23 protein-coding genes are annotated in these 22,521 nt (G+C 61.4%); 11 read left to right on the top strand and 12 right to left on the bottom strand.

Going from position 1 to position 22,521, the window contains the following annotated elements; genetic code table 11:
- Nucleotides 1-28 precede the first annotated feature (28 nt).
- The gene (locus PLD_RS21730; protein ID WP_159896346.1) at nt 29-1,123 is read right to left on the bottom strand and encodes a PLP-dependent cysteine synthase family protein; all 1,095 of its coding nucleotides are present in this window, start codon (nt 1,121-1,123) and stop codon (nt 29-31) included.
- A gap of 323 nt (nt 1,124-1,446) precedes the next feature.
- On the opposite strand from PLD_RS21730, the gene nhaA reads away from it, so the two are divergent.
- Nucleotides 1,447-2,634, top strand: coding sequence for a Na+/H+ antiporter NhaA (nhaA, locus tag PLD_RS21725; protein WP_159896344.1), 1,188 nt, complete (start codon nt 1,447-1,449; stop codon nt 2,632-2,634).
- Nucleotides 2,635-2,712: 78 nt separating this feature from the next.
- On the opposite strand, the gene PLD_RS21720 is transcribed toward nhaA, so the two are convergent.
- Nucleotides 2,713-3,177, bottom strand: coding sequence for a glycine zipper 2TM domain-containing protein (locus tag PLD_RS21720; RefSeq protein ID WP_159896342.1), 465 nt, complete (start codon nt 3,175-3,177; stop codon nt 2,713-2,715).
- A 174-nt stretch (nt 3,178-3,351) separates the two neighbouring features.
- On the opposite strand from PLD_RS21720, the gene PLD_RS21715 reads away from it, so the two are divergent.
- Nucleotides 3,352-3,588, top strand: coding sequence for a hypothetical protein (locus PLD_RS21715; protein WP_159896340.1), 237 nt, complete (start codon nt 3,352-3,354; stop codon nt 3,586-3,588).
- Between the two features lie 10 nt (nt 3,589-3,598).
- Here the strand turns inward: PLD_RS21715 and pdxH are convergent, their stop codons facing one another.
- The 5 genes from pdxH to dinG form a co-directional block, all read right to left on the bottom strand.
- Nucleotides 3,599-4,249 carry a pyridoxamine 5'-phosphate oxidase gene (pdxH, locus tag PLD_RS21710; RefSeq protein WP_159896338.1) on the bottom strand — a complete coding sequence of 217 codons (651 nt, stop codon included), beginning with the start codon at nt 4,247-4,249 and terminating at the stop codon, nt 3,599-3,601.
- A gap of 23 nt (nt 4,250-4,272) precedes the next feature.
- Complete coding sequence (locus PLD_RS21705; RefSeq protein ID WP_159896336.1) at nt 4,273-5,388, bottom strand: OmpA family protein; 1,116 nt, start codon at nt 5,386-5,388, stop codon at nt 4,273-4,275.
- 139 nt (nt 5,389-5,527) lie between these two features.
- Nucleotides 5,528-6,673, bottom strand: a complete 1,146-nt coding sequence (locus PLD_RS21700; protein ID WP_159896334.1) for a serine hydrolase domain-containing protein — start codon at nt 6,671-6,673, stop codon at nt 5,528-5,530.
- A 112-nt stretch (nt 6,674-6,785) separates the two neighbouring features.
- Nucleotides 6,786-9,176: a beta-galactosidase gene (locus PLD_RS21695; protein WP_159896332.1), complete on the bottom strand. Its 2,391-nt coding sequence runs from the start codon at nt 9,174-9,176 to the stop codon at nt 6,786-6,788.
- A gap of 91 nt (nt 9,177-9,267) precedes the next feature.
- Nucleotides 9,268-11,412, bottom strand: a complete 2,145-nt coding sequence (dinG, locus tag PLD_RS21690; protein WP_159896330.1) for an ATP-dependent DNA helicase DinG — start codon at nt 11,410-11,412, stop codon at nt 9,268-9,270.
- 99 nt (nt 11,413-11,511) lie between these two features.
- On the opposite strand from dinG, the gene PLD_RS21685 reads away from it, so the two are divergent.
- A complete protein-coding gene (locus tag PLD_RS21685) occupies nt 11,512-11,976 on the top strand; it encodes a CopD family protein (RefSeq protein ID WP_159896328.1) in 465 nt (154 codons plus the stop codon).
- Between the two features lie 63 nt (nt 11,977-12,039).
- Here the strand turns inward: PLD_RS21685 and PLD_RS21680 are convergent, their stop codons facing one another.
- The 4 genes from PLD_RS21680 to PLD_RS30955 all read right to left on the bottom strand — a co-directional run bounded on the left by PLD_RS21680 (nt 12,040) and on the right by PLD_RS30955 (nt 14,711).
- Entirely contained in the window at nt 12,040-12,798 is a 759-nt protein-coding gene (locus tag PLD_RS21680) for a collagen-like protein (RefSeq protein ID WP_159896326.1), read from the bottom strand.
- Nucleotides 12,791-13,069 carry a DUF1145 domain-containing protein gene (locus PLD_RS21675; RefSeq protein ID WP_159896324.1) on the bottom strand — a complete coding sequence of 93 codons (279 nt, stop codon included), beginning with the start codon at nt 13,067-13,069 and terminating at the stop codon, nt 12,791-12,793. Before PLD_RS21675 ends, PLD_RS21680 begins: the two co-directional genes overlap by 8 nt.
- 137 nt (nt 13,070-13,206) lie before the next feature.
- On the bottom strand, nt 13,207-13,932 hold the full coding sequence (locus PLD_RS21670) for an OmpA family protein (protein ID WP_159896322.1): 726 nt from the start codon (nt 13,930-13,932) through the stop codon (nt 13,207-13,209).
- An 89-nt stretch (nt 13,933-14,021) separates the two neighbouring features.
- Complete coding sequence (locus PLD_RS30955) at nt 14,022-14,711, bottom strand: OmpA family protein (protein WP_159896320.1); 690 nt, start codon at nt 14,709-14,711, stop codon at nt 14,022-14,024.
- Between the two features lie 191 nt (nt 14,712-14,902).
- On the opposite strand from PLD_RS30955, the gene PLD_RS21660 reads away from it, so the two are divergent.
- From PLD_RS21660 to PLD_RS21645, 4 genes are all read left to right on the top strand, one after another.
- Entirely contained in the window at nt 14,903-15,400 is a 498-nt protein-coding gene (locus PLD_RS21660) for a DUF6231 family protein (RefSeq protein WP_159896318.1), read from the top strand.
- Nucleotides 15,401-15,404: 4 nt separating this feature from the next.
- Entirely contained in the window at nt 15,405-15,881 is a 477-nt protein-coding gene (locus PLD_RS21655) for a YchJ family protein (RefSeq protein WP_159896316.1), read from the top strand.
- A 66-nt stretch (nt 15,882-15,947) separates the two neighbouring features.
- On the top strand, nt 15,948-16,433 hold the full coding sequence (locus PLD_RS21650; RefSeq protein WP_159896314.1) for an LEA type 2 family protein: 486 nt from the start codon (nt 15,948-15,950) through the stop codon (nt 16,431-16,433).
- 6 nt (nt 16,434-16,439) lie between these two features.
- Complete coding sequence (locus PLD_RS21645; protein ID WP_007923047.1) at nt 16,440-16,640, top strand: SEC-C metal-binding domain-containing protein; 201 nt, start codon at nt 16,440-16,442, stop codon at nt 16,638-16,640.
- 46 nt (nt 16,641-16,686) lie between these two features.
- Here PLD_RS21645 and PLD_RS21640 read toward each other — a convergent pair whose 3' ends face one another.
- Nucleotides 16,687-17,235: a cysteine hydrolase family protein gene (locus PLD_RS21640; RefSeq protein WP_159896312.1), complete on the bottom strand. Its 549-nt coding sequence runs from the start codon at nt 17,233-17,235 to the stop codon at nt 16,687-16,689.
- Nucleotides 17,236-17,453: 218 nt separating this feature from the next.
- On the opposite strand from PLD_RS21640, the gene PLD_RS21635 reads away from it, so the two are divergent.
- The 4 genes from PLD_RS21635 (at nt 17,454) to PLD_RS21620 (ending at nt 22,503) form a co-directional block, all read left to right on the top strand.
- A complete protein-coding gene (locus PLD_RS21635) occupies nt 17,454-19,895 on the top strand; it encodes a penicillin acylase family protein (RefSeq protein ID WP_159896310.1) in 2,442 nt (813 codons plus the stop codon).
- Between the two features lie 333 nt (nt 19,896-20,228).
- Nucleotides 20,229-21,011, top strand: a complete 783-nt coding sequence (locus PLD_RS21630) for a transporter substrate-binding domain-containing protein (protein ID WP_159896308.1) — start codon at nt 20,229-20,231, stop codon at nt 21,009-21,011.
- 56 nt (nt 21,012-21,067) lie between these two features.
- Nucleotides 21,068-21,796: an ABC transporter permease gene (locus tag PLD_RS21625; RefSeq protein WP_159896306.1), complete on the top strand. Its 729-nt coding sequence runs from the start codon at nt 21,068-21,070 to the stop codon at nt 21,794-21,796.
- Nucleotides 21,793-22,503, top strand: a complete 711-nt coding sequence (locus tag PLD_RS21620) for an ABC transporter permease (RefSeq protein ID WP_159896304.1) — start codon at nt 21,793-21,795, stop codon at nt 22,501-22,503. Before PLD_RS21625 ends, PLD_RS21620 begins: the two co-directional genes overlap by 4 nt.
- The last annotated feature ends 18 nt before the right edge of the window (nt 22,504-22,521 follow it).

The raw sequence follows: 22,521 nt of genomic DNA, 5'->3' as shown, positions 1-22,521 counted from the left end.
CGCCGGCCAGTCGGCTCCCAAGCCGGGTTCAGATGCCGGCGCGCAATACGCTGGCAGGCAAGGCCTGGCCCCGCTCGACACTGGCCGCCACCGCCTCGATCAACGCCGTCAGTTCATACCCCTGCTCCGCCAGCCACTGCTGATCGTAGTAAGTGGTCGCATAGCGCTCACCGCCATCGCAGAGAATCGCCACGATCGAACCGGTCTCGCCGGCCGCGGCCATGTGCTGCGCGGCTATCAGGGCACCGATCAGGTTGGTCCCACTGGAGCCCCCAACCCGACGCCCCAAACGCTGGGCCAGGTAATGCATGGCCGCCAGGGACAGGGCATCCGGCACCTTGACCATGGCGTCGATCACCTTGGGCAGGAACGACGCCTCGACCCGGGGCCGGCCGATGCCTTCGATCCGCGAACCGCAGTCCAGACGCAAGCTGGCATCACCGCTCTGGTAGTAATCGAAGAACACCGAACGCTCGGCGTCGGCACACAGCACCCGGGTGCGGTGCTGGCGATAACGCACGTAGCGTCCGAGGGTTGCGGTGGTGCCGCCGGTACCCGGGCTTGAAATCAGCCAACTGGGCTCTGGGTAACGTTCAAAACGCAACTGCTGGAAAATCGACTCGGCAATATTGTTGTTGGCCCGCCAGTCGGTGGCGCGTTCAGCATAGGTGAACTGGTCCATGAAGTGCCCACCACTTTCACGGGCCAGACGCTCGGACTCGGCATAGATCTGCGTCGGGTCCTGCACCAGGTGGCTCTTGCCGCCGTAGAACCCGATCTGGGCGATCTTTTCCTGGGAGGTGGTGGCGGGCATCACGGCAATGAACGGCAGGCCCAGAAGGCGGGCGAAATAGGCTTCGGAGATCGCGGTGGAGCCGCTGGAGGCTTCGATCACCGGAGCGCCAGGCTTGAGCCAGCCGTTACACAAGGCATACAGAAACAATGAGCGCGCCAGGCGATGCTTGAGGCTGCCGGTGGGATGGCTGGATTCATCCTTGAAATACAGCTCGATGCCCGCCAGGCCCGGAAGTGGCAGCGGGATCAAGTGAGTGTCGGCGCTGCGCTGAAAGTCGGCCTCGATGATGCGGATGGCCTCACGGGCCCATTGGCGATTGTCGCTCATGTTCTATTCTCGTCGGATGGAACGCCATACCGGCGCAGGAAGATAAAATGCACCTGGCATTGGTGATCCAGGACCGGGGCAAACCGGTGTTTTTATCAACGGAAAAACGGCCTGAGAGCCGCTCCGGTCGGACATCTTAGGAAATATCTTTACCCCCTGACAGGTACAGCTGTGAAGCAATTGGAAACACAACTGCGAGATGGTATTTCTCAGGAAGCCATTTGCCTTCTGCATATAACAAAAAAGAATATAACTTTTGTTTTAACAACTAACTGTACAGGTTAGGGTGTGCCACCTTTTTTAGTTTTAGATGGAGAGCGACCTTGCCTCTGCGTAGCACTTTCACTCGTTTCTTTGCCATGGAAGCTGCCAGCGGTCTGTTATTGATCGCCGCAGCCATCCTGGCCCTGATCATCAACAACTCACCGTTATCCTGGCTGTACAACGGCCTGCTGGAAACCCCGGTGGTGGCTCAGGTCGGCGCGTTGACCATCGCCAAACCGTTGTTATTGTGGATCAACGACGGCCTGATGGCGCTGTTTTTCCTGCTGATCGGCCTTGAGGTCAAGCGCGAAGTCCTGGATGGACAACTGTCCAAGCCTTCACAGATTGTCCTGCCCGGCGCGGCGGCTATTGGCGGCATGCTGATCCCGGCGCTGATCTACTGGTTTCTCAACCGCGACAACCCGGCGGCACTCAATGGCTGGGCGATTCCGACCGCCACCGACATCGCCTTCGCCCTGGGCGTGCTGGCGCTACTGGGCAAGCGGGTTCCAACCTCGCTGAAGCTGTTTTTGATGACCTTGGCGATCATTGATGACTTGGGCGCCATCGTGATCATCGCAATCTTCTACTCCGGCGCCTTGTCGACCCTGTCGCTGATGCTGGCGGCAGCTTGCATCGCGGCGCTGGTGGCGATGAACCGCTTGGGCGTGGTGAAGCTCGGGCCGTACATGATCATTGGCCTGATTCTCTGGGTGTGTGTACTCAAGAGTGGCGTTCATGCCACCCTGGCCGGCGTAACCCTGGCGTTCTGCATTCCCCTGCGCACCCGCAATGCCGAACCTTCGCCCTCCCTGGCGCTGGAACATGCGCTGCATTCATGGGTGGCGTTCGGCATCCTGCCACTGTTCGCCTTCGCCAACGCGGGCCTGTCCCTGAGTGGCGTGACCCTTGAAAGCTTTACCCACCATGTACCGATGGGCATTGCCATTGGCCTGTTGCTGGGCAAGACCGTTGGCGTGTTCGGTCTCAGCTGGTTGGCGGTCAAGAGCGGACTGACGACCCTGCCTGCCGGCGCCAACTGGGGCCAGATCCTCGGCGTGGCGATTCTCTGCGGGATCGGCTTCACCATGAGCCTGTTCGTCGGCTCCCTGGCCTTCGTGCCCGGCAGTAGCGAATACGCCGGCATGGACCGCATGGGAATTCTCACCGGCTCACTGCTGGCCGCGCTGATCGGCTACGCCGTCACGGCCATCGCCAGCCGCAACAACAAGGCGCTGGAGTCCTGATCCAGACTGATCCGGCAGCCTGAAAACACAAAACCCCGACCAGTTGCCTGGCCGGGGTTTTGTTTGATCGGAAAACGCTTAACGAGTAACGCGGCTGGTACCGTTGACGGTCATGATGCGCACCCGATCACCAATACGGAACACTTCGTTTTCCTGAACCTGCTGGACATAGGCACGCATGCTGCCGTCGTCTTCACGCACGGTGATTTCCACGCCCTGGGTACGGGTCAGGCCTTCTTCGGTGGCCGAGCCCAACAGGCCGCCGGCTACCGCACCGATCACAGCGGTGACGATACTGCCACGGCCGCCGCCGATGGCGCTGCCACCCACACCGCCGATCACAGCGCCAGCAGCGCCGCCAATCGGGGTCTTGGTGCCTTCGATTTTCACCGGGCGCAGGGATTCGATAGTGCCCATACGCACCGATTGCACACGACGCGCTTCATCGCGAGAGTAAGAGTCACCGGTCAGGTTAGAGGCACAACCGCCGAGCAACATCGCCATCGTGGTGAAAGACGCAACCAGCAAGACAGACTTACGCATAGGATCAACTCCAAAGGACAGATAGTCATTAGACTCCGCAGCTTGACACCTGTCACGGCGCCGCCCGGATAAAATTGGTTTCATTCAGCCCAAGTACAGACTGGGTAAACCCTAAGCCCTCTCAATGCAGTAACGCCAGTTTCTAGCATAGCGCCACCGAACAAAGGATCTTTCATGGATTACTTCATCATCATCGTGACCACCGTCGCTGGTCTGTATTTCCATTGGTGGCTGTACGTGCGCATCAAGCGCTGGGTGGACCGGGATCTTGCTTTGTCCCTGGCCGGTGCCGATGAACAGAAAAAACAATTCATGCTGCAACAATTGGCCGAAGCCCAGCGCCAGAAAGTAAAACGCCGGGACCTGCCGCAATGGCTGGAAGCCGCCGCGGCCGGTTATCCCGGCGAGTGACCTGCGATTCTCAGGGAGCCAGACGCTCGCGGACCCACCGTCCATCAGCCTCAAGACGATAGTTCAAACGGTCGTGCAGACGGCTGGGGCGCCCCTGCCAGAACTCGATACGCTCCGGCAGCAGGCGATATCCACCCCAGTGTTCCGGGCAATCGGGCTGGCTATCGCTGAAACGCGCCTCGGTGGCCTTGAGCAACTCCTGCAACTCACTACGATCGGCAATCACCCGGCTTTGCGGCGACGCCCAGGCGCCCAGACGGCTGCCCAGAGGACGCACCTGATAATAGGCGTCAGACTCTTGAGGCGTGACCTTGACCACACGGCCTTCGATCCGCACCTGGCGTTCCAGGGCCGGCCAGAAGAATGTCATCGCGGCAAATGGCCGCGCTGCTATGTGCTGCCCCTTGGCGCTTTCGTAGTTGGTGAAGAAGGTGAACCCTTGCTCATCCAGGCCCTTGAGCAGCAGGATGCGGCAATGGGGGCGCCCCTCAGCATCAACGGTCGCCAGGGTCATGGCATTGGCCTCCACCGGCGGCTGCTCGGTGTTCACCGCATCGGCAAACCACTGATGGAACAGCGCGAAAGGCTCGTCCGGGGCCTGGGCCTCGGACAAACCATCGCGGGTGTAATCGCGGCGCATATCAGCCAGAGACTGAGTCATGCCTGCTTCCTTTTCCTTGAGAATCAGTTTTTAGCCTGAGCAGTCGCCGTCGCTTTCTTCGCAGGAGCCGCAGCCTTTTTCGCAGGAGCCTTCTTGGCCACGTGCTTCTTGGCAGCAGCGGTGCGCTTGGCTGGTGCCGCGGCCTTTTTGCGTGCAACCGCTGGCACCGGAGGCTTGGCATCCTGCACGGCAACCATTTCGCTTTCAGACGGCGTCGGCTGGTTATATTTGCTCAGCAGGCCCAACAGGGTGCTGCGCTGGGTCAGCATGATTTCCACGCGACGGTTCAGCGAGCGGCCCTGAGGACTGTCGTTGGCCGCGCGAGGCATCACCGCGCCCATGCCACGCAGCATCAGGCGGTCTTGTTTCAAACCGCTGAGACTGAAGATAGCGGCAATGGACTGGGCTCGTTCACGGCTCAGCTTCTGGTTGGCCAGGGTCGGGCCGGTGGCATCGGCGTGGCCGAGAATCAGCACCGCGGTCTTCGGATCACCTTCAACGGCCTTGGCGACACGGGTGAATGGACCCAGGGTCACGGGCAACAGCATGGCCGGACGATCCGGGTTGAACGACCCGTCCACCAGCGCTGTGACCACCAATACGTTCTCGCGACGCTCCACTTGCAACTTGCTGTTCTTCACCGCTTCACGCAGACGAGGCTCGTAATCGTCCAGCCACGCCTGGGTGATTTTCGGGTCAGGCATCGGGATGTCGGTCACGTTGACCTTGCTCAGCGGCTTTGGCTGGCTCTTGGCAAACGGCCACCACCAATGGGTCTCGGACTCCGCGGCCTTTGCCACAACGGGCGCTGGTGTCGGCTCGCCCTGCTTCGCTTCGGCTACTGGCTTGTCGGCAGCCTCCTTGGCGGAGAACGGCCACCACCCGCTGCTCTCGGTCTTGGTGGAAGCGGCCACCGGGGCGGCGGTAGCTGGCCCGGCAGCCGGTGCCTTGGCTGCGGGCGCCGCTGCTTTGATGGACGCGCTGGCCGGGCTTTCAGCGATTTGCGGGGCTTGTTTGCTGCTGGTCTTGTCGGACCCGAACGCCCACCAGTGGCCACCATCAGCTTCATTCTGCGGGTTTTGTGCACAACCGGTGACGGTAAGGCAAATGGCCAAGGCTAACGACTTGTTCGACGACATGGGATATCCACAAAATGAGATAAAAATTCGGTCCAAATAACCGTTACAAACAGACGCTTGGAAATTATAAAAGCCACAGGGTTCAATCCTGCAGCTTTGCACGCATGTTTAAGCAAAAAAATTCTTAACAGCAACCTTTTTACAGACAATCCGACAGAACCCGCGCCAGCTTCTGGGCCCGGGGGTCCATCAGTACATAAGGCCCCAGGGTATTTGTCACAAAACCGAACGCCACATCATGCTCCGGATCAGCAAAACCGATGGAACCTCCTGCCCCCGGATGCCCGAACGCACGAGCGCCCAGACCGAAGGTGGCATTGGCCACCTGGGGTTGATCGAGCATGCAGCCCAGGCCGAAACGGGTTTGAGTCAGCAAGGTCTTGTCCATTCCCAGGCTGTGCTCGCGAGTCAGTTCTTCGAGCATGTCCGCTTCGAGCAAGCTGCCATCCAGCAGACCGCTGTAGAAGCCCGCCAAGCTGCGGGCATTGCCGTGTCCATTGGCCGCTGGCTGCTGCATGCGTCGCCACTCGGGCTTGTTGGTGCTGGTCATGATAGACGGTGGATTGGTAAAGGCCCGGGTGCTCATGGCGGCCGGTTCACGCAGGGTCACTTGCAACAGGCGCTGCGCCGCGGCATCTCCGACATTGCCCTTGCCGCGGGCAATGTGCGCTACCCGGTGGAACTCTGCATCGGCCAGGCCAACATGGAAATCCAGCCCCAACGGTTTCGCCACCCGGGCGACGATCGACTCACCAGGACCGCGACCATCGGCGCGCCGAATCAGCTCGCCCACCAGCCAGCCATAGGTAATGGCGGCGTAGCCATGCCCCTCGCCCGGCGTCCACCAGGGCTGCTCGGCGGCCAAGGCGTTGACCATGATCGCCCAGTCATACAGGGCTTCGGCGGGGAGCAACTCACGCAGCGCCGGCAGGCCGGCCTGATGACAGAGCAACTGGCGCAGGGTGATGGCCGCCTTGCCAGCAGCGGCGAACTCAGGCCAGTAATCCGCCACCGGGGCATCCAGCTTGAGCTTGCCTTCAGCCACTAACTGCAAGGCAGTAACCGCGGTGAAGGTCTTGGTGCAGGAGAACAGGTTGGCGATGGTATCGCTGTGCCAAGCCTCGGCTCCGTCCTTATCGGCGGTGCCGGCCCAGAGGTCGATGACGGTCTGCCCACCGATCTGGATACATAGCGCCGCGCCGCGCTCCTGCGGATCGTCAAACAGCGCTGCGAAGGCTTCGCGTACCGCCTCGAACTTAAGTTCGTAATGACCTTGAATCTGCACCCGTGACTCCCCCGCAACCATACTCGACAACGTGGCGCGCATTGTTCCAGCCCGCAAGGGATTTGGGAACAACCGGCGGGCCGCGCCTTATTGATCCAGAGCCTCGGGCGGCTCAATGACCATTAGCGGCATGGCCACCAGCATGACCTTCCTGCCCGTTGTCCGCCGGCCCCTTGCCGTGCTCTTTCGCGGCCTGCTCGGCCGCGATCACCTGCTCCGCCTCGGCTCGGGCCTTTTGCGCTTGCCGGCCCAACTGATCCATGGCCCGCAGGTTGCTTTTACGCACGCTGTCGACAAAGCCATGGAATGGCACATCGGTAATGCCCACCAGGCCGAAATGACCGTTTTCGCCGTCCAGCAAACGCCCGGTCACCGGTTGATCGAGGTACTGAAACCAGTGCACACCGACAATCGACGGTTCGCTGATCGCTTGCCTGAGGAAGTTGGCGTAGGCCGGAGCGCGATCCTCTTCCCGGGCCAGCTCAGTCACGCCGCCCCAGAACGGGCCGCGATCCCGGGAGCCAAAGTTGAACTCGGTCACCAGTACCGGTTTGTCGAGGCTGTGCAGGTACGCAAAGTCCTGACCGTCCTGCGGTTTGAGTGTGTACATGTTGAAGCTCAGTACATCGCAGTACTGGGCGCAGGCGGCGATCGCTTCAGGGTTGCTCACGGCAAAGCGCCCCCCCAACAGCAGGTGGTTGGGCGCGTGCCACTCCAGCGAATCGGCGATGGTCTTGAAATACGTGTCGGCGAAGACCTTTTGGAAGTGCTTGAAGTCGGCTTCGATTTCCGGATGCTCAGGGTTCGGCAACGGCGGCTCGAAACCTGGATCCTCCATCAACTCCCATGCCGGCAGATCAATGCCCCAGGCTTTCGACAGGCCGGCCTGATTACGGTACTTGTCCCGCAGTTGTTTGAGAAAGGCGCGCTTGGCGGGGACGTCGGTGGTCAGGCGCAAGGTTCCATAAGCCAGGGCATAACGGGCTTTCGGATCATCCCCGGGACCGGCCCATGCCAGCTCGTTGTCGGCAAAGTAACCGATCAGCCAGGGGTCATCGCGATGATCGCGAGCGGCAATGGCCACGGCCCGCTCGGTGGCCATGGCAAAGCGCGGGTCGAATGGATCAGGCATGCCGCCCCACCAGTCGCTGCCCGTGCTGATGCTGGCGTAATCACCCACAATCGACAGTGGCAAGGTGTAGGGCAGCCGATCGGCAAGCCCCAGGGCCGGCGCGCTCCAGTTACCGATGGTGTTGAAGCCCCAGGCCTGCAAACGGTCCAGGGTGTGGTCGATCCAGCGTTTCTGATCAAATGCAGGCGCCGCACAGGGCGCTGCCGGCACCGCCGCCTGGGCCTCGCTGCCACCCGCTTCGGCCGGGGCTTGGGCGCTGACCGCGCAGGGTCTGGCATAAGTGCGCTGCAAGTTGGCCCGGTAGAAGTCGTACCAACGCCCGGTGTTATAGCCGCGCCCCCGGTCGGCACCGTTGCCGCCACGGTGGTCGCCTTCCCCGTAAAACGCCGCGAGGGGTTGGTCGTCCTTGGGCAAATCCGCGAACATCCACTCGCGCCCCGCGACATAGGTCTGACTGTTGTCAGGCGCCACGGTGTTGACCCCCAGGGAATAGAACGGATGGCCTTGCGGAGTCACCAGAAACCAGCGGCCATCGCGTTTTTCCGTGCGAAAAAAACCACTGGCCTTGAAACTCGGGCCCTGGTTCCAGCCGCCGAATGGATCCAACGGGGCCTGTTCACGCTCGCTCAGCCAACCTTTGAGCTGTTGCTGCTCCTTGGCCTGAGCGGCTTTGAGCTGATCATCGCGGCTGATTTTTTCCGGCCAGCGTGCTCGGGTCGACTGGCCGTAGCCATCCACCAGATCACCATAGACCGCCCTGATCACGCCTTCACCGTCCTGCACCCCAAAACGCTCCAGAAGAATGCTCTGAGCCGCCTTGGGGCTATCCATGGACAAGGTCACCGACACCACTTGGCTGCGATCCAGTTGCCCTTCGCTGCTGGCCAGCAGAATCCGCTGACCATCCACGTTCATCGGCATCGGCGGCGCTGCCTTCATGCCCTGGTTCAACGGACTGCTGGCCACCAGAGGCACCAACAAGGTCTGCGCCGGCCCAGCCGGCAAGTCGACGCGGCTGACCAGGGTCTTGCCGTCGTTGCTTTGAATGGTCACGTACAAGGTCAGGGCCCAGTTCATCGCGCTCTGGATACGCAGGCTCATCATCTGTGACTGCGACCAGTCCCAGACACCGCTTTGCGGGGTCAGGCTCAGACTGGGCTTGGTGGTAGGACTGAAAATGATCCGCCGCAACACTTCACCTTCGGCCGTTTGCTCCGCGTTGGACTGCGGCAAGCTGGCATCTTGTGTCGACACCTGCACTACAGCGGCAGGCCGGACAAAGTTGAACAGCGTCTGTTGTCCCGCAGGGGCCGCCACCAGGGGCGCGGCAAACAACAGGGCAAGTACGGCGGGCAACGAACGGCGAATCATATGAACCTGGCTCTCCCTAATGACCGATAGACGGCCGGTGCTGAAGCAGTGATATGAAGTAGACAGCACAGCGCGCATCAGCGCGCCACGCTTAAGCTATTTCTCGACGAAATGGCGGCAAGGCATTGAGGATTGCCTTGCCGTAACGCTGGGTGACCAAACGGCGGTCCAGCAAGGTGATGGTGCCGCGGTCCTGTTCGGTGCGCAGCAAGCGACCACAGGCCTGGACCAGTTTGAGTGACGCATCCGGCACCGAGATTTCCATGAACGGATTGCCGCCCCGGGCTTCGATCCACTCCGCCAGGGCCGCTTCCACCGGATCGTCCGGCACCGAGAACGGGATTTTGGCGATCACCACGTGTTCACAATAGGCGCCCGGCAAGTCCACGCCTTCGGCAAAACTCGCCAGACCGAACAACACGCTGGAATCGCCACCGTCGACCCGGGCCTTATGCTTGTTCAGGGTCTCCTGCTTGGACAGGTTGCCCTGGATGAACACCTGCTTGCGCCAGTCGCGATCCAGGCCGTCGAACACGTCCTGCATCTGTTTGCGCGAGGAGAACAGCACCAGGGTGCCGCGGGAACCTTCCACCAGTTGCGGCAGGTCACGGATGATCGCCGCGGTATGCGCCGGCGCATCGCGCGGGTCGGCCCGCAGGTCGGGCACTCGCAGCACCCCAGCATCGGCGTGGTGGAAGGGGCTCGGCACCACGGCGGTCACGGCTTTCTTCGGCAGGCCGGCGCGCATGCGGAAACGGTCGAAGGTCCCCAGGGCGGTCAGGGTCGCCGAGGTCACCAGAGCGCCGTAGGCCACGTTCCACAGATTGCGCCGGAGCATCTCCGCGGCGAGGATCGGGCTGGCGTTGACCTCGATGTCGAACAGCGAGCCACTCTCGGCCAGGGTCAGCCAGCGGGCCATGGGCGGGTTGTCTTCCGGGTCCTCGACGGTGAATGCGGTCCACAGCTCCCAGTTGCCCGAAGCCCGCGCCAGCAGACTGCCGAACAGCGGGTACCACTCTTCAGCCTGGTTGCTGGCGATGCCGATGTTGACCTCGCCATCCATGCCTTCCTTGAGCAGCTCGGTGAGGCGGGTGAACAGGTCAGTAAGACGGGAGAAGCCCTTCTTCAGCTCGATGCCCATCTCGCGCATGTGCTCGGGGATCAGCCCGCCGACGAAGCGATGACGTGGCCGTTCGCGGCCTTCCATGTCTTCGCCGGTCTTGAAGTCGGCGATCTGCTCGCAGGCGCTGAACATAAACTGCTGCTGGGTCTTGATCTCCCGCGCCAGCTCCGGCACCTGCTCGATCAGGCGCCCCAGGTCCCCAGGCAGCGGATGCTGGGCCAGCAGTTTGGTGAGGTTCTTGGCGGTCTGCTCCAGCCAGTCGGCGGTGGAGCGCAGCCGCGTGTAATGGGCAAAGTGGCCGATGGCCTTGTCCGGCAGATGGTGACCTTCGTCGAACACATACAGAGTGTCACGCGGGTCCGGCAGCACGGCGCCGCCGCCCAAGGCCAGGTCGGCCAGGACCATGTCGTGGTTGGTGACGATCACGTCCACCTTGCCCATGCCTTCGCGGGCCTTATAGAAGGCGCACTGGCCGAAGTTCGGGCAATGGCGGTTGGTGCACTGGCTATGGTCGGTGGTCAGGCGTGCCCAGTCGGCGTCTTCCAGGGCCGTGGGCCAGCTGTCGCGGTCGCCGTCCCATTTATTCCCGGCGAGCTTCTCGATCATGCTGGTGAACAGCTTCTGGCTGGCTTCATCCACTTCGATCTTGAAGCCTTCCTCCTCGAACAGTTGGGCCGTGGCGGTCTGGGCATGGCCTTCCTGGAGCAGCATGTCGAGCTTGGACAAGCACATATAGCGCCCGCGGCCCTTGGCCAGGGAGAAGCTGAAGTTCAGCCCGCTGTTGCGCATCAGGTCCGGCAAGTCCTTGTAGACGATCTGTTCTTGCAGGGCGACGGTGGCGGTGGCGATCACCAGGCGCTTGCCGGCGGCCTTGGCCGTGGGAATCGCCGCCAGGCTGTAGGCCACAGTCTTGCCGGTGCCGGTGCCGGCTTCCACCGCGACCACCGCCGGGTCGCCACTGCGCCGGCCTTCGTCGTCGGTGTCGATGTCACCCAGGACCTTGGCCACCTCGGCGATCATCAGGCGCTGGCCGTAACGCGGCTTGAGGCTCTTGGCTTCGAGAAAACGCGAATAGGCGCCCTGGATCGTGGTTTTGAGTTCGTTGCTGATCATGGTTTTTCGGGCGCACAAAACGCTGGATAAATTTTCAGTGGTTCGAATCGGCCGCTATCATACCCCGCTAATTCATGTCGCGCAGAACGGAGTACCCCAATGACCGCTTTCGCCCTCGCTTACACCTTGCATGTGCTGGCCGCCCTGGTCTGGGTCGGTGGCATGTTCTTCGCCTGGATCGTCCTGCGTCCGGCGGCCGTGGCCGCCCTTGAAGGACCGGCGCGGCTGAAGCTCTGGGCGCAGGTGTTTCCGCGTTTTTTCATCTGGGTCTGGGCTGCAGTGGTGCTGTTGCCGATCAGCGGTATCGGCCTGTTGCACCTGCGCTTCAATGGCTTTGAAAGCGCGCCACGGTATGTGCAGATAATGATGGGTTTGTATCTGGTCATGACCGCGCTGTTCATCCGCATCCAGGCCCTGCAACTGCCGCAGTTGCAGCAAGCGGTGACGGCTGAAGACTGGCCGGAGGGCGCGGCGACGCTGGGCAAAATCCGTCGTCTGGTGGGCATCAACCTGATCATCGGCCTGCTGGTGGTAGCCCTGGCTTCGGCCCGACCGCTTTTCTAAAAGCCACCGCCCGCGACAAGAGCGGGCGGTGGGAGAACAACCGTCACTCGACCAAAAGCCTCACTACAAACGCTGCACCGTCAGCGAACCCGCTTCTCCTGCTGGCCCAGGTTGCCCATTAGCGCCTGGGCGTCCGCTCTTGCCTCCGTCAGCCCGGTAGATCAGGCAGCCCTTGGACTTACCCCCAGCCCCAGGCTTGCCACCGGCACCGGCCAGACCGCCAGCGCCGCCCTCGACCCAGACCTTGATCTGCTCGTCGGGGAAGTCACGGGGCAATTCCAAGCGCACATGAGCCCCCGAGGCTCCCGGCCGACCGTCACCGCCATTGTCGCCATCGGCGCCACGCCCAGCCTGCCCCCAAGCACAGCCAGGCTCCTGACCATTGGCCCCGTCGAGACCAACGTAACCGGGCGCACCGGTGCCGCCACGGGCATCTACCGAAAGTTCCTGGGCTTGCAGCGATTCAATGCGCAGATTCAGATCGCGGCCAGGCTTGGCGGCCTTCTGATAAGTGCCTGGCGCACCGCGTGCGGTGATTTGACTGCCCGCTTCCAACTGCGCGCGCTGAACAATCAGTTGCAGACTGTGCTGGGTGGGCACGATGGCAATCCGCGCTTCACGCCCCAAGTGCAAATCGTCGACCTTGAGCTCGGTGACATTGCCCGGAATCAGCAACGTGCCGTAATCGGCCACGTCCAGACGCTCCAGTTGTAGGGTGCTGGCGGTATTGGGCAAACGCATGAGCGAGTTGGCGTCGACCTTGACCACCTGGGCCACGGCCAGGGGACTGCACAACAGGGCCAACAGGCAGAGCTTACGCATGATCGGCCTCGACAAGATCAGGAGCAGGAAGGGTTTGCAGGTGGAAGATGCCCACCAGGAGAATGTGCCAGCGATCACGCCAAGGATGCGCCCGGCCTTTGAGACGGCCATTGAACAGCAGCAACTCCAGCAAATGGGTGAGCAGCAACAGGCTGCCCGCCAGATTGACCAGTAGATGCAGCGGATTGATCAACGGCATGGCCAGGTTGATCAGCACCACCAGCCAAAATACCAAGGTCAGACACTGACCTAGCCCCCATAAGACCTTCATACGCCCCCCTCGTGAATTATTCTTTGTGCGCACAGTAGCGACTTATCCCGGGGATAAGCCAGAGGGGGATGAAAATTCTTCCCAAGGCGACCGTTCAGCCACCGGGCCGGCGAGAATCACCGACCCGGGACGACTGTTCAACGCTGAATCAACAGCTCTACACGGCGGTTCTGCGCCCGCCCCTGTTCGCTGTCGTTGTCGGCTACGGGCTGGCTTTCACCCTGCCCCTGGCTACTGACTTTGTCCGCCGCCAGCCCCTGTTCAAGGAGGAAGGCCGCAACACTGCTGGCGCGACGCTCAGAGAGTTTCTGGTTATAGCCATCGCTGCCCTGACTGTCGGTATGACCGATGACCTTGACACTCAGCACATCGGCCGCTGCCAACTTGGGTAACAGTGCCTGCAGCTGGGTACGTGCCTCGACGGTCAGTTGCGACGAGTCAAACGCGAACAGCACATGCCCCTGATCACTCAAGGTGATCACTTCCGTGGCCGGTTCAGCTACCGGCTCCGGTGCCTGGGACACCGGGTACTGGGGCATCGGGCAACCCCGATTGTCCACGGGGGTATTGGCCGGCGTATCAGGGCAGCGATCACGGCGATCGAACACCCCATCAGCATCTTCGTCACCGTCCTGGGCGTAACAGATCAAACCGCCGCCGATCAATCCCAAGGCCGCGCCACCCGCGGCCCAGCTACCGCTTTCGATCGCCCCGAGACCACCACCGGCAAGCCCGCCAAGCAAGCTGCAAAGCGGCCAGGTGCGTTGATTGAGGGGGGCGCTGCCATCACTGTGAGTCGCGCAACCTGTCAGCAGACTGCTGAGCAGCAGGACCGAGAACGCGACTCGAGGGAGATGATTCATCGTGAATGCTCCTGTGTTACCGGAAAGACCGGTCACACAGGAGTAAAGACTGCCATACGCGGCTGTACAAGCCGCGCCGGCAAAGGACTTTAGCGGTTGATCTGAATCTCCGTGCGACGGTTCATGGCCCGGCCCTCGGCGGTTTTATTATCCGCCACCGGCTGGCTTTCACCGGCACCGGTCACCGAAACGAAGCTGCTGCGAGCAATACCGTTGCTGACCAGGTAATCCACCACCGAGTGCGCACGCTTGTCCGAGAGTGTCTGGTTGTAGGCAGCACTGCCGACGCTGTCGGTGTGGCCGGTCACGCGCAGTTGAACGCTTGAGGCTTCCTGTTTCAGGCGAGTCACAATGGTGTTGAGTTTGGACTTGTCAGCCTCGGTCAACTTGGCCGAGTCGAACTGGAAGTGCACATCGCGAATAACGATGGTTTCTTCCTTGACCACGACCACCTCTTCAACCATGGGTGGCGGTGGCGGGCAGCCGTTGGCATCGACTTGCACGCCTCTCGGGGTATGCGGGCATTTATCACGACTGTCCAGCACGCCATCACCGTCCTCGTCGCCATCGCCATGCACCCAGCAATATGCGCCTGCCAGGCCTCCCACCAATAACGCACCACCACCCGCCCACGAGGAGCTTTCAGTAGCTCCCAGTGCCGCGCCCGTCACGCCACCGACCGCCGCGCATGTCGGCCAGTCGGTTTTCTGCAAACCTGCACAGCCCGTCAACACACTGGCTATTAGAACCAAGGGTACTGCCGTCCGAATGATGCTCATCTGATTTCTCCTGTGGGATCGGCTCACAGCCGATTGAGGGAGTAAAGACCCCGCCATTGATCTCCGCCAGCAAAGGGCCACCCTCGGTTTTCCCCAGTAAATACGGGAAGGTCGCGCAATTAAGTGGTGAACCGCTCTAGGCCCGGCGATGCCGGCGCGCTAGTCTTTAGCGTTCTGATCGAGGAGCGACGATGAGCGCCGACATGTCTACCCGCACGCCCCAACAAGCCCTGGCAGCCCTACTGGATCGTTATGCCCCAGCACAACTGCTGTTGATCGGTGCCAGCGACTTCCCGGCCCTGGCCGCATTCAAGGCTGCTCATCCTGAGACCCAGGTGGCCCAAGCCGCGCCGGGCCCACTGCCGGCAGCACTGGCAGCGCGACGTTTTGACCTGGCCCTGGCGGTGGATTGCCTGGAACATCTGCCCAAGCGTGATGGTCTGAACCTGCTGGGAGGGATTCGCAACCTCAACGCCAGCCGGATTGCGGTGCTGGCCGACTTGTCCGCCTGCGGTTGGCAAGAAACCGACTTTTTCTCCCTGGCCCTGCAAGCCAGCGAACGCTTCCAGCGGGACGAGCAGGTACTGACCCTGTTCACCTATGACCTGCTTGACTACAAACAAGTACCTGACTGGCTCAATTCACGCTTCTGGGCGAACCCGGAAAACTTTGGAAAGTATTGGTGGTAAGACGATGAGCGCCTCGATTTGTCCCTGCGGCAGCGGCAACCTGCTGGACGCCTGCTGCGGCCATTACCATGCCGGCCATCCTGCGCCCAGCGCCGAAGCCCTGATGCGCTCGCGCTACAGCGCCTATGTGCTAGGGCACGTAGACTACTTGCTGGCAACCACGCTGCCAGTGCAGCAGGCGGGGCTGGATCGCCAGTCCATCAGTGACTGGAGCGCGCAAAGCACCTGGCTGGGGCTGCAAGTGGAAAGCGCGGAAGTCTTCGGCGGCCAGCCCGAACATGCCTTCGTCACCTTCACCGTGCGCTGGCACGATAGCCAGGGCGAACACAGCCACCGCGAGCGTTCATCCTTCGTGCAGAACCAGGAACAGTGGTACTTCATCGACCCCACGGTGCCCCTCAAGGCTGGACGCAATGATGCCTGCCCCTGTGGCAGCGGGCATAAATTCAAGAAGTGCTGCGCCAGCTACTTCACCCTCTGAGCCCTCGCTCGCCGCGATCACCCTCAAGCCCAGGACGGGCACCGGGGATTCAAATGGAGTCTTGCAATGATCGGTGCGCTGCGCCTGCTACCCACCCTCTGCCTGCTCGGCCTGCTGAGCCTGTCGGGCTGCGCGTCCTGGTTCACCACCGAGCAACTCGATCCTGAGGTGCACCTGGTTAAGGTCGAGGTGATCAAGGCCAACCTGCTGGAGCAGCGTTTCACCCTGCGCCTGCGGGTAGACAACCCCAATGACAGCGATCTGACGGTGCGCCGCCTGATCTATCGGATCTACCTGGATCGGTTCCTGCTCAGCGACGGCGAGCATGAGCACTGGTTCACCGTCACGCCCCACAGTAGCGGTTACTTCAACGTGCCAGTGCGAACCAACCTGTGGCCGCAGATCCGCGATGTGGTGAAACTGCTGCGCAAACCCGAGCGACCAATTCCCTATCGCCTGGAAGGTGAACTGGAAATCGGCTTATTCATCGGCAAGGACGTGCACCTCAAGCGTAATGGCGTGATAATTCCCGGCGATTTTATCCCGGAGTAACCCGTAATGACCCAGCAACCTCATGTCCATGGCCCCGACTGCAACCACGATCATGACCACCACGATCACGACCATGGCCATGTTCACGGTCCGCATTGCAACCACGCTCACCAGGAGCCGGTACGCAACGCACTGAAAGACGTTGGCCGCAACGATCCTTGCCCATGTGGCAGCAGCAAGAAGTTCAAGAAGTGCCACGGCGCTTGATCCGAGCCTGAAGCGACCTGGCAACGCAGCGACGCAGGCAAGGCGCCTACAGCAACTGCGCCAGAGTCAGCACCGTGGCGTATTCGCCATGCAGGTTGGCCAGTGACATGGCATGCACCTCTTCAGCGCTACGAGCCCGACCGGCAAAGTCGGGCTTGTCGAAGGTGTAACAAGCGTCCGCCACCACCCACACGTTGAACCCCAGATTGCCCGCGGTCCGCGCTGTCGACTCCACCGAGTTGTTAGTGGCCACGCCCGCAATCACCAGATGCTCGATCCCCTTGCGGCGTAAGTCCGCGTTCAGTGAATGACCACAAAACGCATCCGGCACTTGCTTCTGAACCAGCCATTCGCCTGCCTGCGGCGCAAAGTCCGGTTGAAACTCCACGCCCGCCTGCCCCGGCCAAAACACCGAATCCCTTGAGCGCGACAAGTGCTGCACATGGATCACCGGCCAGCCCCGCAGACGCCAGTGGGCCAGTAATTCGAGCATCCGCTGCTCAGCCTTGGGGTTGTTCCGTGGTCCAAGCCGGGGATGCAGGATGCCTTGTTGCTGATCAATAAGGATCAGCGCGGTATTGGGCGCAATCAACATATGAAGGGTCTCTTGAGAAGTGCTCGTGGGAAGTCGCTCACTTGAGCATTTACGACTGCTACGGGCAAGCCATGGCACCTGAAACTGGGAGGATTGGCTTTGGGCGCCGACTATTTGCGCGGCCAGTCGACAAATACCCAGGCGCCTGCTTGCGCGGCACTCGCCCGCTCACTAACGTAGCGCCTTTATCGACGCTACCCCCCCGCAGGAGCTTTGCCATGGCCTCGCCAGCCCTCTCACATTTTCTTCCCCGGTTCGGCGTTGCCGCGGCAGTGGCCGGCGCTCTCAGCCTGGCCGGTTGCCAGTCCTGGAATGCCCAAAACAGCTTGCCCCCCACCTCTGGCGTGCACCCCCTCAAAGGCTTGGCGCAAAATGTGTCGGTGCGGCGCAACCCGGTCGGTGTGCCGCTGATCGAAAGCAACAGCTTCCACGATGCGCTGTTCACCCTGGGCTATGTGCATGCCAGCGACCGCATTGGCCAGATGGTGACCCTGCGTCTACTGGCCCAGGGTCGCCTGGCCGAGATGTCCGGCGCCGAGGCGCTGGACGTCGACCGTTTGATGCGCGCGGTCAACCTGAAGCACAGCGCCGACCAGCTGTACAAAGCTTCTTCGCCGCGGATCAAGCGCTTCTTCGAGGTCTATGCCCGGGGCGTCAATGCCTACTTGTTCCGCTACCGCGACAAGCTGCCGCCGGACCTCGCGGCCCACGATTACACCCCCGAATACTGGAAGCCTGAAGATTCAGCACTGATTTTCTGCCTGCTGGACTTCGGCCAGTCCGCCAACCTGCTCGAAGAAATCAACGCCCTGGTGCTCGCGCAGAAGGTCGGCAGCGACCGTCTGCCGTGGCTGCTCCCGAGTTACCCGGATGAACCGCTGCCCCTGGCCGAAGCCGACAAGCTCAAGGGCCTTAACCTCAACATCCCCGGTTTGAACGAAGTCAGTCGCGCCGCCAACCAGTTGGCGCACCTCAATAGCCTGGGTACGAGCGGCGGCAGCAACCTGGCCATCGCCCCTCAACACAGCCGCAGCGGCCGCAGCCTGCTGGCATCCGACAGTCACCTGGAGGCCTGGCATTACGTACAGATCCGTGCGCCCAAGTACCAGGCCGCCGGTGCTTCAATTGCCGGCCTGCCCGCGATTCTCCAAGGCTTCAATGGCAAGGTGGCCTGGAGCCTGAGCTCGGTGATGGGCGACAACCAGGACCTGTTTCTGGAGAAACTCAAACGCCAGGGCAATGCCCTGTATTACCTGAACAACGGCAAGTGGCAGCCGCTGACCGTGCGTAACGAAACCTACTTCGTCAAAGGCCAGCGGCCGATTCGCGAAGCGGTGTACGAAACCCGACACGGACCACTGCTCAACAGTGCTTTGGGTGTGTCTCAAAGTACCGCGCTGGCGAACGGCTACGGCTTGGCCCTACAGACACCAGAACTCAAGAACGACAAGACCCTGGACGCATTCTTCGATCTGTCCCGGGCACAGAGCGTCGAGCAAGCCTCAGACGCCAGCCGGGAAATCCGCGCCATCGCCCTGAACATGGTCTTCGCCGATGCCGGCCATATCGGCTGGCAGGTCACCGGCCGTTTCCCCAACCGCCGCGAAGGCCAGGGCCTGCTGCCTTCTCCCGGCTGGGAGGGTCGTTACGACTGGGACGGATATGCCGATCCGATGCTCCACCCTTATGACCAGGACCCAGTGCAAGGCTGGATCGCCACCGCTAACCAGCGAGTGATTTCTCGCGGCTATGGCATGCAATTGTCCAACTCCTGGTCGGCCCCCGAGCGCGCTGAGCGCATCGCTCAACTGGCGTCCCAGGGCAAGCAGGACAATCGCCGCCTGATCGCCCTGCAATACGATCAAAACACCTTGTTCGCCGCCAAGCTGAAGAACATGTTCGAGGCGCCGGGCATGGCCCAACCACTGAAAAAAGCCATCCAGGCCCTGCCCGATACCGACCGCGCCAAGGCCCGCGAGGCCTACAGCCGTTTGTTGGCGTTCGATGGCAAGGTCTCCGCCAACTCGGCCGATGCGGCGCTGTATGAACTGTTCCTGCAGGAAAGCGCCAAGCAGATCTTCCTCGACAAACTGGGCCCCGAGTCCGGCGCTCCTTGGCAAGCCCTGGTCAACAACGCCGGGCTGGCCTACTCAGCTCAGGCCGATCATCTGCTCGGACAGGAAGACAGCCCATTCTGGGACGACTCGCGCACCGCGCAGAAAGAAGACAAACCGGCGATTCTCGCCCGCAGCCTGGCCGCCGCCGTCCGTTCCGGCGAGCAACAACTGGGAGCTGACCGTCGGACCTGGCAATGGGGCAAGCTGCACAACTATCAATGGAGCAACAGCCGCGGCCAGACGATTCGCGGCCCATTGCAGGCCGGTGGCGACCACAACACCATCAACAGCGCCGCATACCGCTGGGGTCAGGACTTTGCCATCACCCACACGCCCACCCTGCGCTTTATCGTCGACTTCGCGCTGAGCGAACCCTTGATGGGCCTCAACAGCAGCGGCCAGTCCAGCAATCCGGTCAGCCCGAACTACGCCAACGGCATCAATGGCTGGCTCAGGGCCCAATACCTGAGTTTCCCGATACAGCCGCAGAACTTCGAGCGCAGCTACGGCCGGACCCGCCTGACCCTGACTCCCGGCAAGTAACGCACCACCGCAACCCCGCTTGTGCACCCTGTGCAAGCGGGCCGGCCGCACAACCTGAGCCTCGGGCCTCACGCCGCGGCCCTGCGCGCCAGGCAACACCCGCCCTGCACCGCCTTCTCATGCATTGCCACGCCGCACGCACGCTATTGATGCGCGATCAGAATCGCGCGCCATTTCAGCGCGCGAAGAGCATTGCGCGCGTATTGCCGAGCGCTTTTAAAACGCTTGTTCGGGAGTGTGGTTCGGAAATTGCTACTTTCATTAGGTCTTATGCGTTCCAGTAACAGTACTCATGCGCCACAAGCGCTCATATTGGTTTTTAGGGATTGAATAATGAAAAAAGCATTGCTGACCCTTTCTGCACTGGCTCTCTGCATGGCCGCCGGCTCCGCTCTGGCCAAGGAATACAAGGAATTGCGCTTTGGCGTCGATCCGTCCTACGCCCCATTTGAATCCAAAGCCGCCGACGGCAGCCTGGTGGGCTTCGACATCGACCTGGGCAACGCCATCTGCGCCGAGCTGAAGGTCAAGTGCAAATGGGTCGAAAGTGACTTCGACGGCATGATTCCCGGCCTGAAAGCCAACAAGTTCGACGGTGTGATCTCCTCCATGACCGTCACCCCGGCCCGCGAAAAAGTCATCGACTTTTCCAGCGAACTGTTCTCCGGCCCCACTTCCTTCGTGTTCAAAAAAGGCTCCGGCCTGAGCGCCGACACCGCCTCGCTCAAGGGCAAGACCGTCGGCTACGAGCAAGGCACCATTCAAGAGGCCTACGCCAAGGCGGTGCTGGACAAGGCGGGCGTGAAGACTCAGGCCTATCAAAACCAGGACCAGGTCTATGCCGACCTGACCTCCGGGCGCCTCGATGCTTCGATCCAGGACATGCTGCAAGCCGAATTGGGCTTCCTCAAATCGCCGCAAGGCGCTGACTACGAGGTCAGCCAGCCAGTGGACGATCCCCTGCTGCCATCCAAGAATGCAATAGGTATCTCAAAAGGTAACAAAGCGCTGAAAGCACTCTTGGATAAAGGTATCAAAGCGTTACACGATGATGGCACCTACGCCACCATCCAGAAAAAGCACTTCGGTGAGCTGAACCTCTACAGCGGTAAATAACCTGCCGGCGCCCATCCTTGATGGGCGCTTTTTTTATCGCCACAGGTCACTGATCAATGCTTGAAGAACTTCTAACAAACCTAGGACTTTCCGCTTTCAGCCTGAAGGGTTTCGGCCCGCTGCTGCTGGAAGGTACCTGGATGACCATCAAGTTATCGGTGTTGTCGCTCTTGGTCAGCGTTTTGCTCGGTCTGCTCGGCGCCAGCGCCAAACTCTCCAGCCTGGCCCTGCTGCGGGTGCCGGCCCAGCTCTACACCACCCTGATCCGCGGGGTGCCGGACCTGGTATTGATGCTGCTGATTTTCTACAGCCTGCAAACCTGGCTGACTTCCTTCACCGACTTCATGGAGTGGGACTACATCGAGATCAACCCCTTTAGCGCCGGGGTGATCACCCTAGGCTTCATTTATGGCGCCTATTTCACCGAAACCTTCCGGGGCGCGATCCTCGCCGTGCCCCGAGGCCAGGTCGAAGCTGCCACCGCCTACGGCCTCAAACGCGGCCAACGCTTTCGCTTCGTAGTCTTCCCACAGATGATGCGCTTCGCCCTGCCAGGCATCGGCAACAACTGGATGGTGATGCTCAAGGCCACGGCACTGGTGTCGATCATCGGCCTGGCCGACTTGGTCAAGGCGGCCCAGGACGCCGGTAAAAGCACCTACCAACTGTTCTACTTCCTGGTGCTGGCGGCGCTGATCTACCTGCTGATCACCAGCGCTTCCAACCTTGTCCTGCGCAAGCTGGAACGGCGTTACGCCGCAGGCGCCCGGGAGGCCGTGCGATGATCGAACTCCTACAGGAATACTGGCGTCCCTTCCTCTACAGCGACGGCTACCACATGACCGGGCTGGCCATGACGATGTGGTTGCTCAGCGCCTCGATCTGCATTGGCTTTCTGGTGTCGATCCCGCTGTCCATCGCCCGGGTATCGCCCAAGTGCTACATCCGCTGGCCGGTGCAGTTCTACACCTACCTGTTCCGCGGCACCCCGCTCTATATCCAACTGCTGATCTGCTACACCGGGATCTACAGCATCGCTGCGGTTCGTGAGCAACCGCTGCTGAACGCGTTCTTCCGTGACGCGATGAACTGCACCATCCTCACCTTCGCCCTCAATACCTGCGCCTACACCACGGAGATTTTCGCCGGGGCGATCCGCAGCATGGCCCACGGTGAAGTGGAAGCAGCCAAGGCGTACGGTTTGAGCGGCTGGAAACTCTATGCCTACGTGATCATGCCCTCGGCCCTGCGGCGCTCATTACCCTATTACAGCAATGAAGTGATCTTGATGCTGCACTCCACCACCGTGGCCTTCACGGCGACCGTCCCCGACATCCTGAAAATTGCCCGGGACGCCAATTCGGCGACGTTCCTGACCTTTCAGTCGTTCGGCATCGCCGCCGTCATCTACTTGTGCGTGACGTTCACCCTGGTGGGCCTGTTCCGCCTCGCTGAACGCCGCTGGCTGGCTTTCCTCGGGCCAACCCATTAGGACTTGTTGCAGGAAAAT

This window comes from Pseudomonas sp. LD120 (genome assembly GCF_009861525.1).
Taxonomy (GTDB): domain Bacteria; phylum Pseudomonadota; class Gammaproteobacteria; order Pseudomonadales; family Pseudomonadaceae; genus Aquipseudomonas.
Note: the sequence above shows the minus strand (reverse complement) of the source record. Positions and strands in the feature narration are given on the sequence as shown.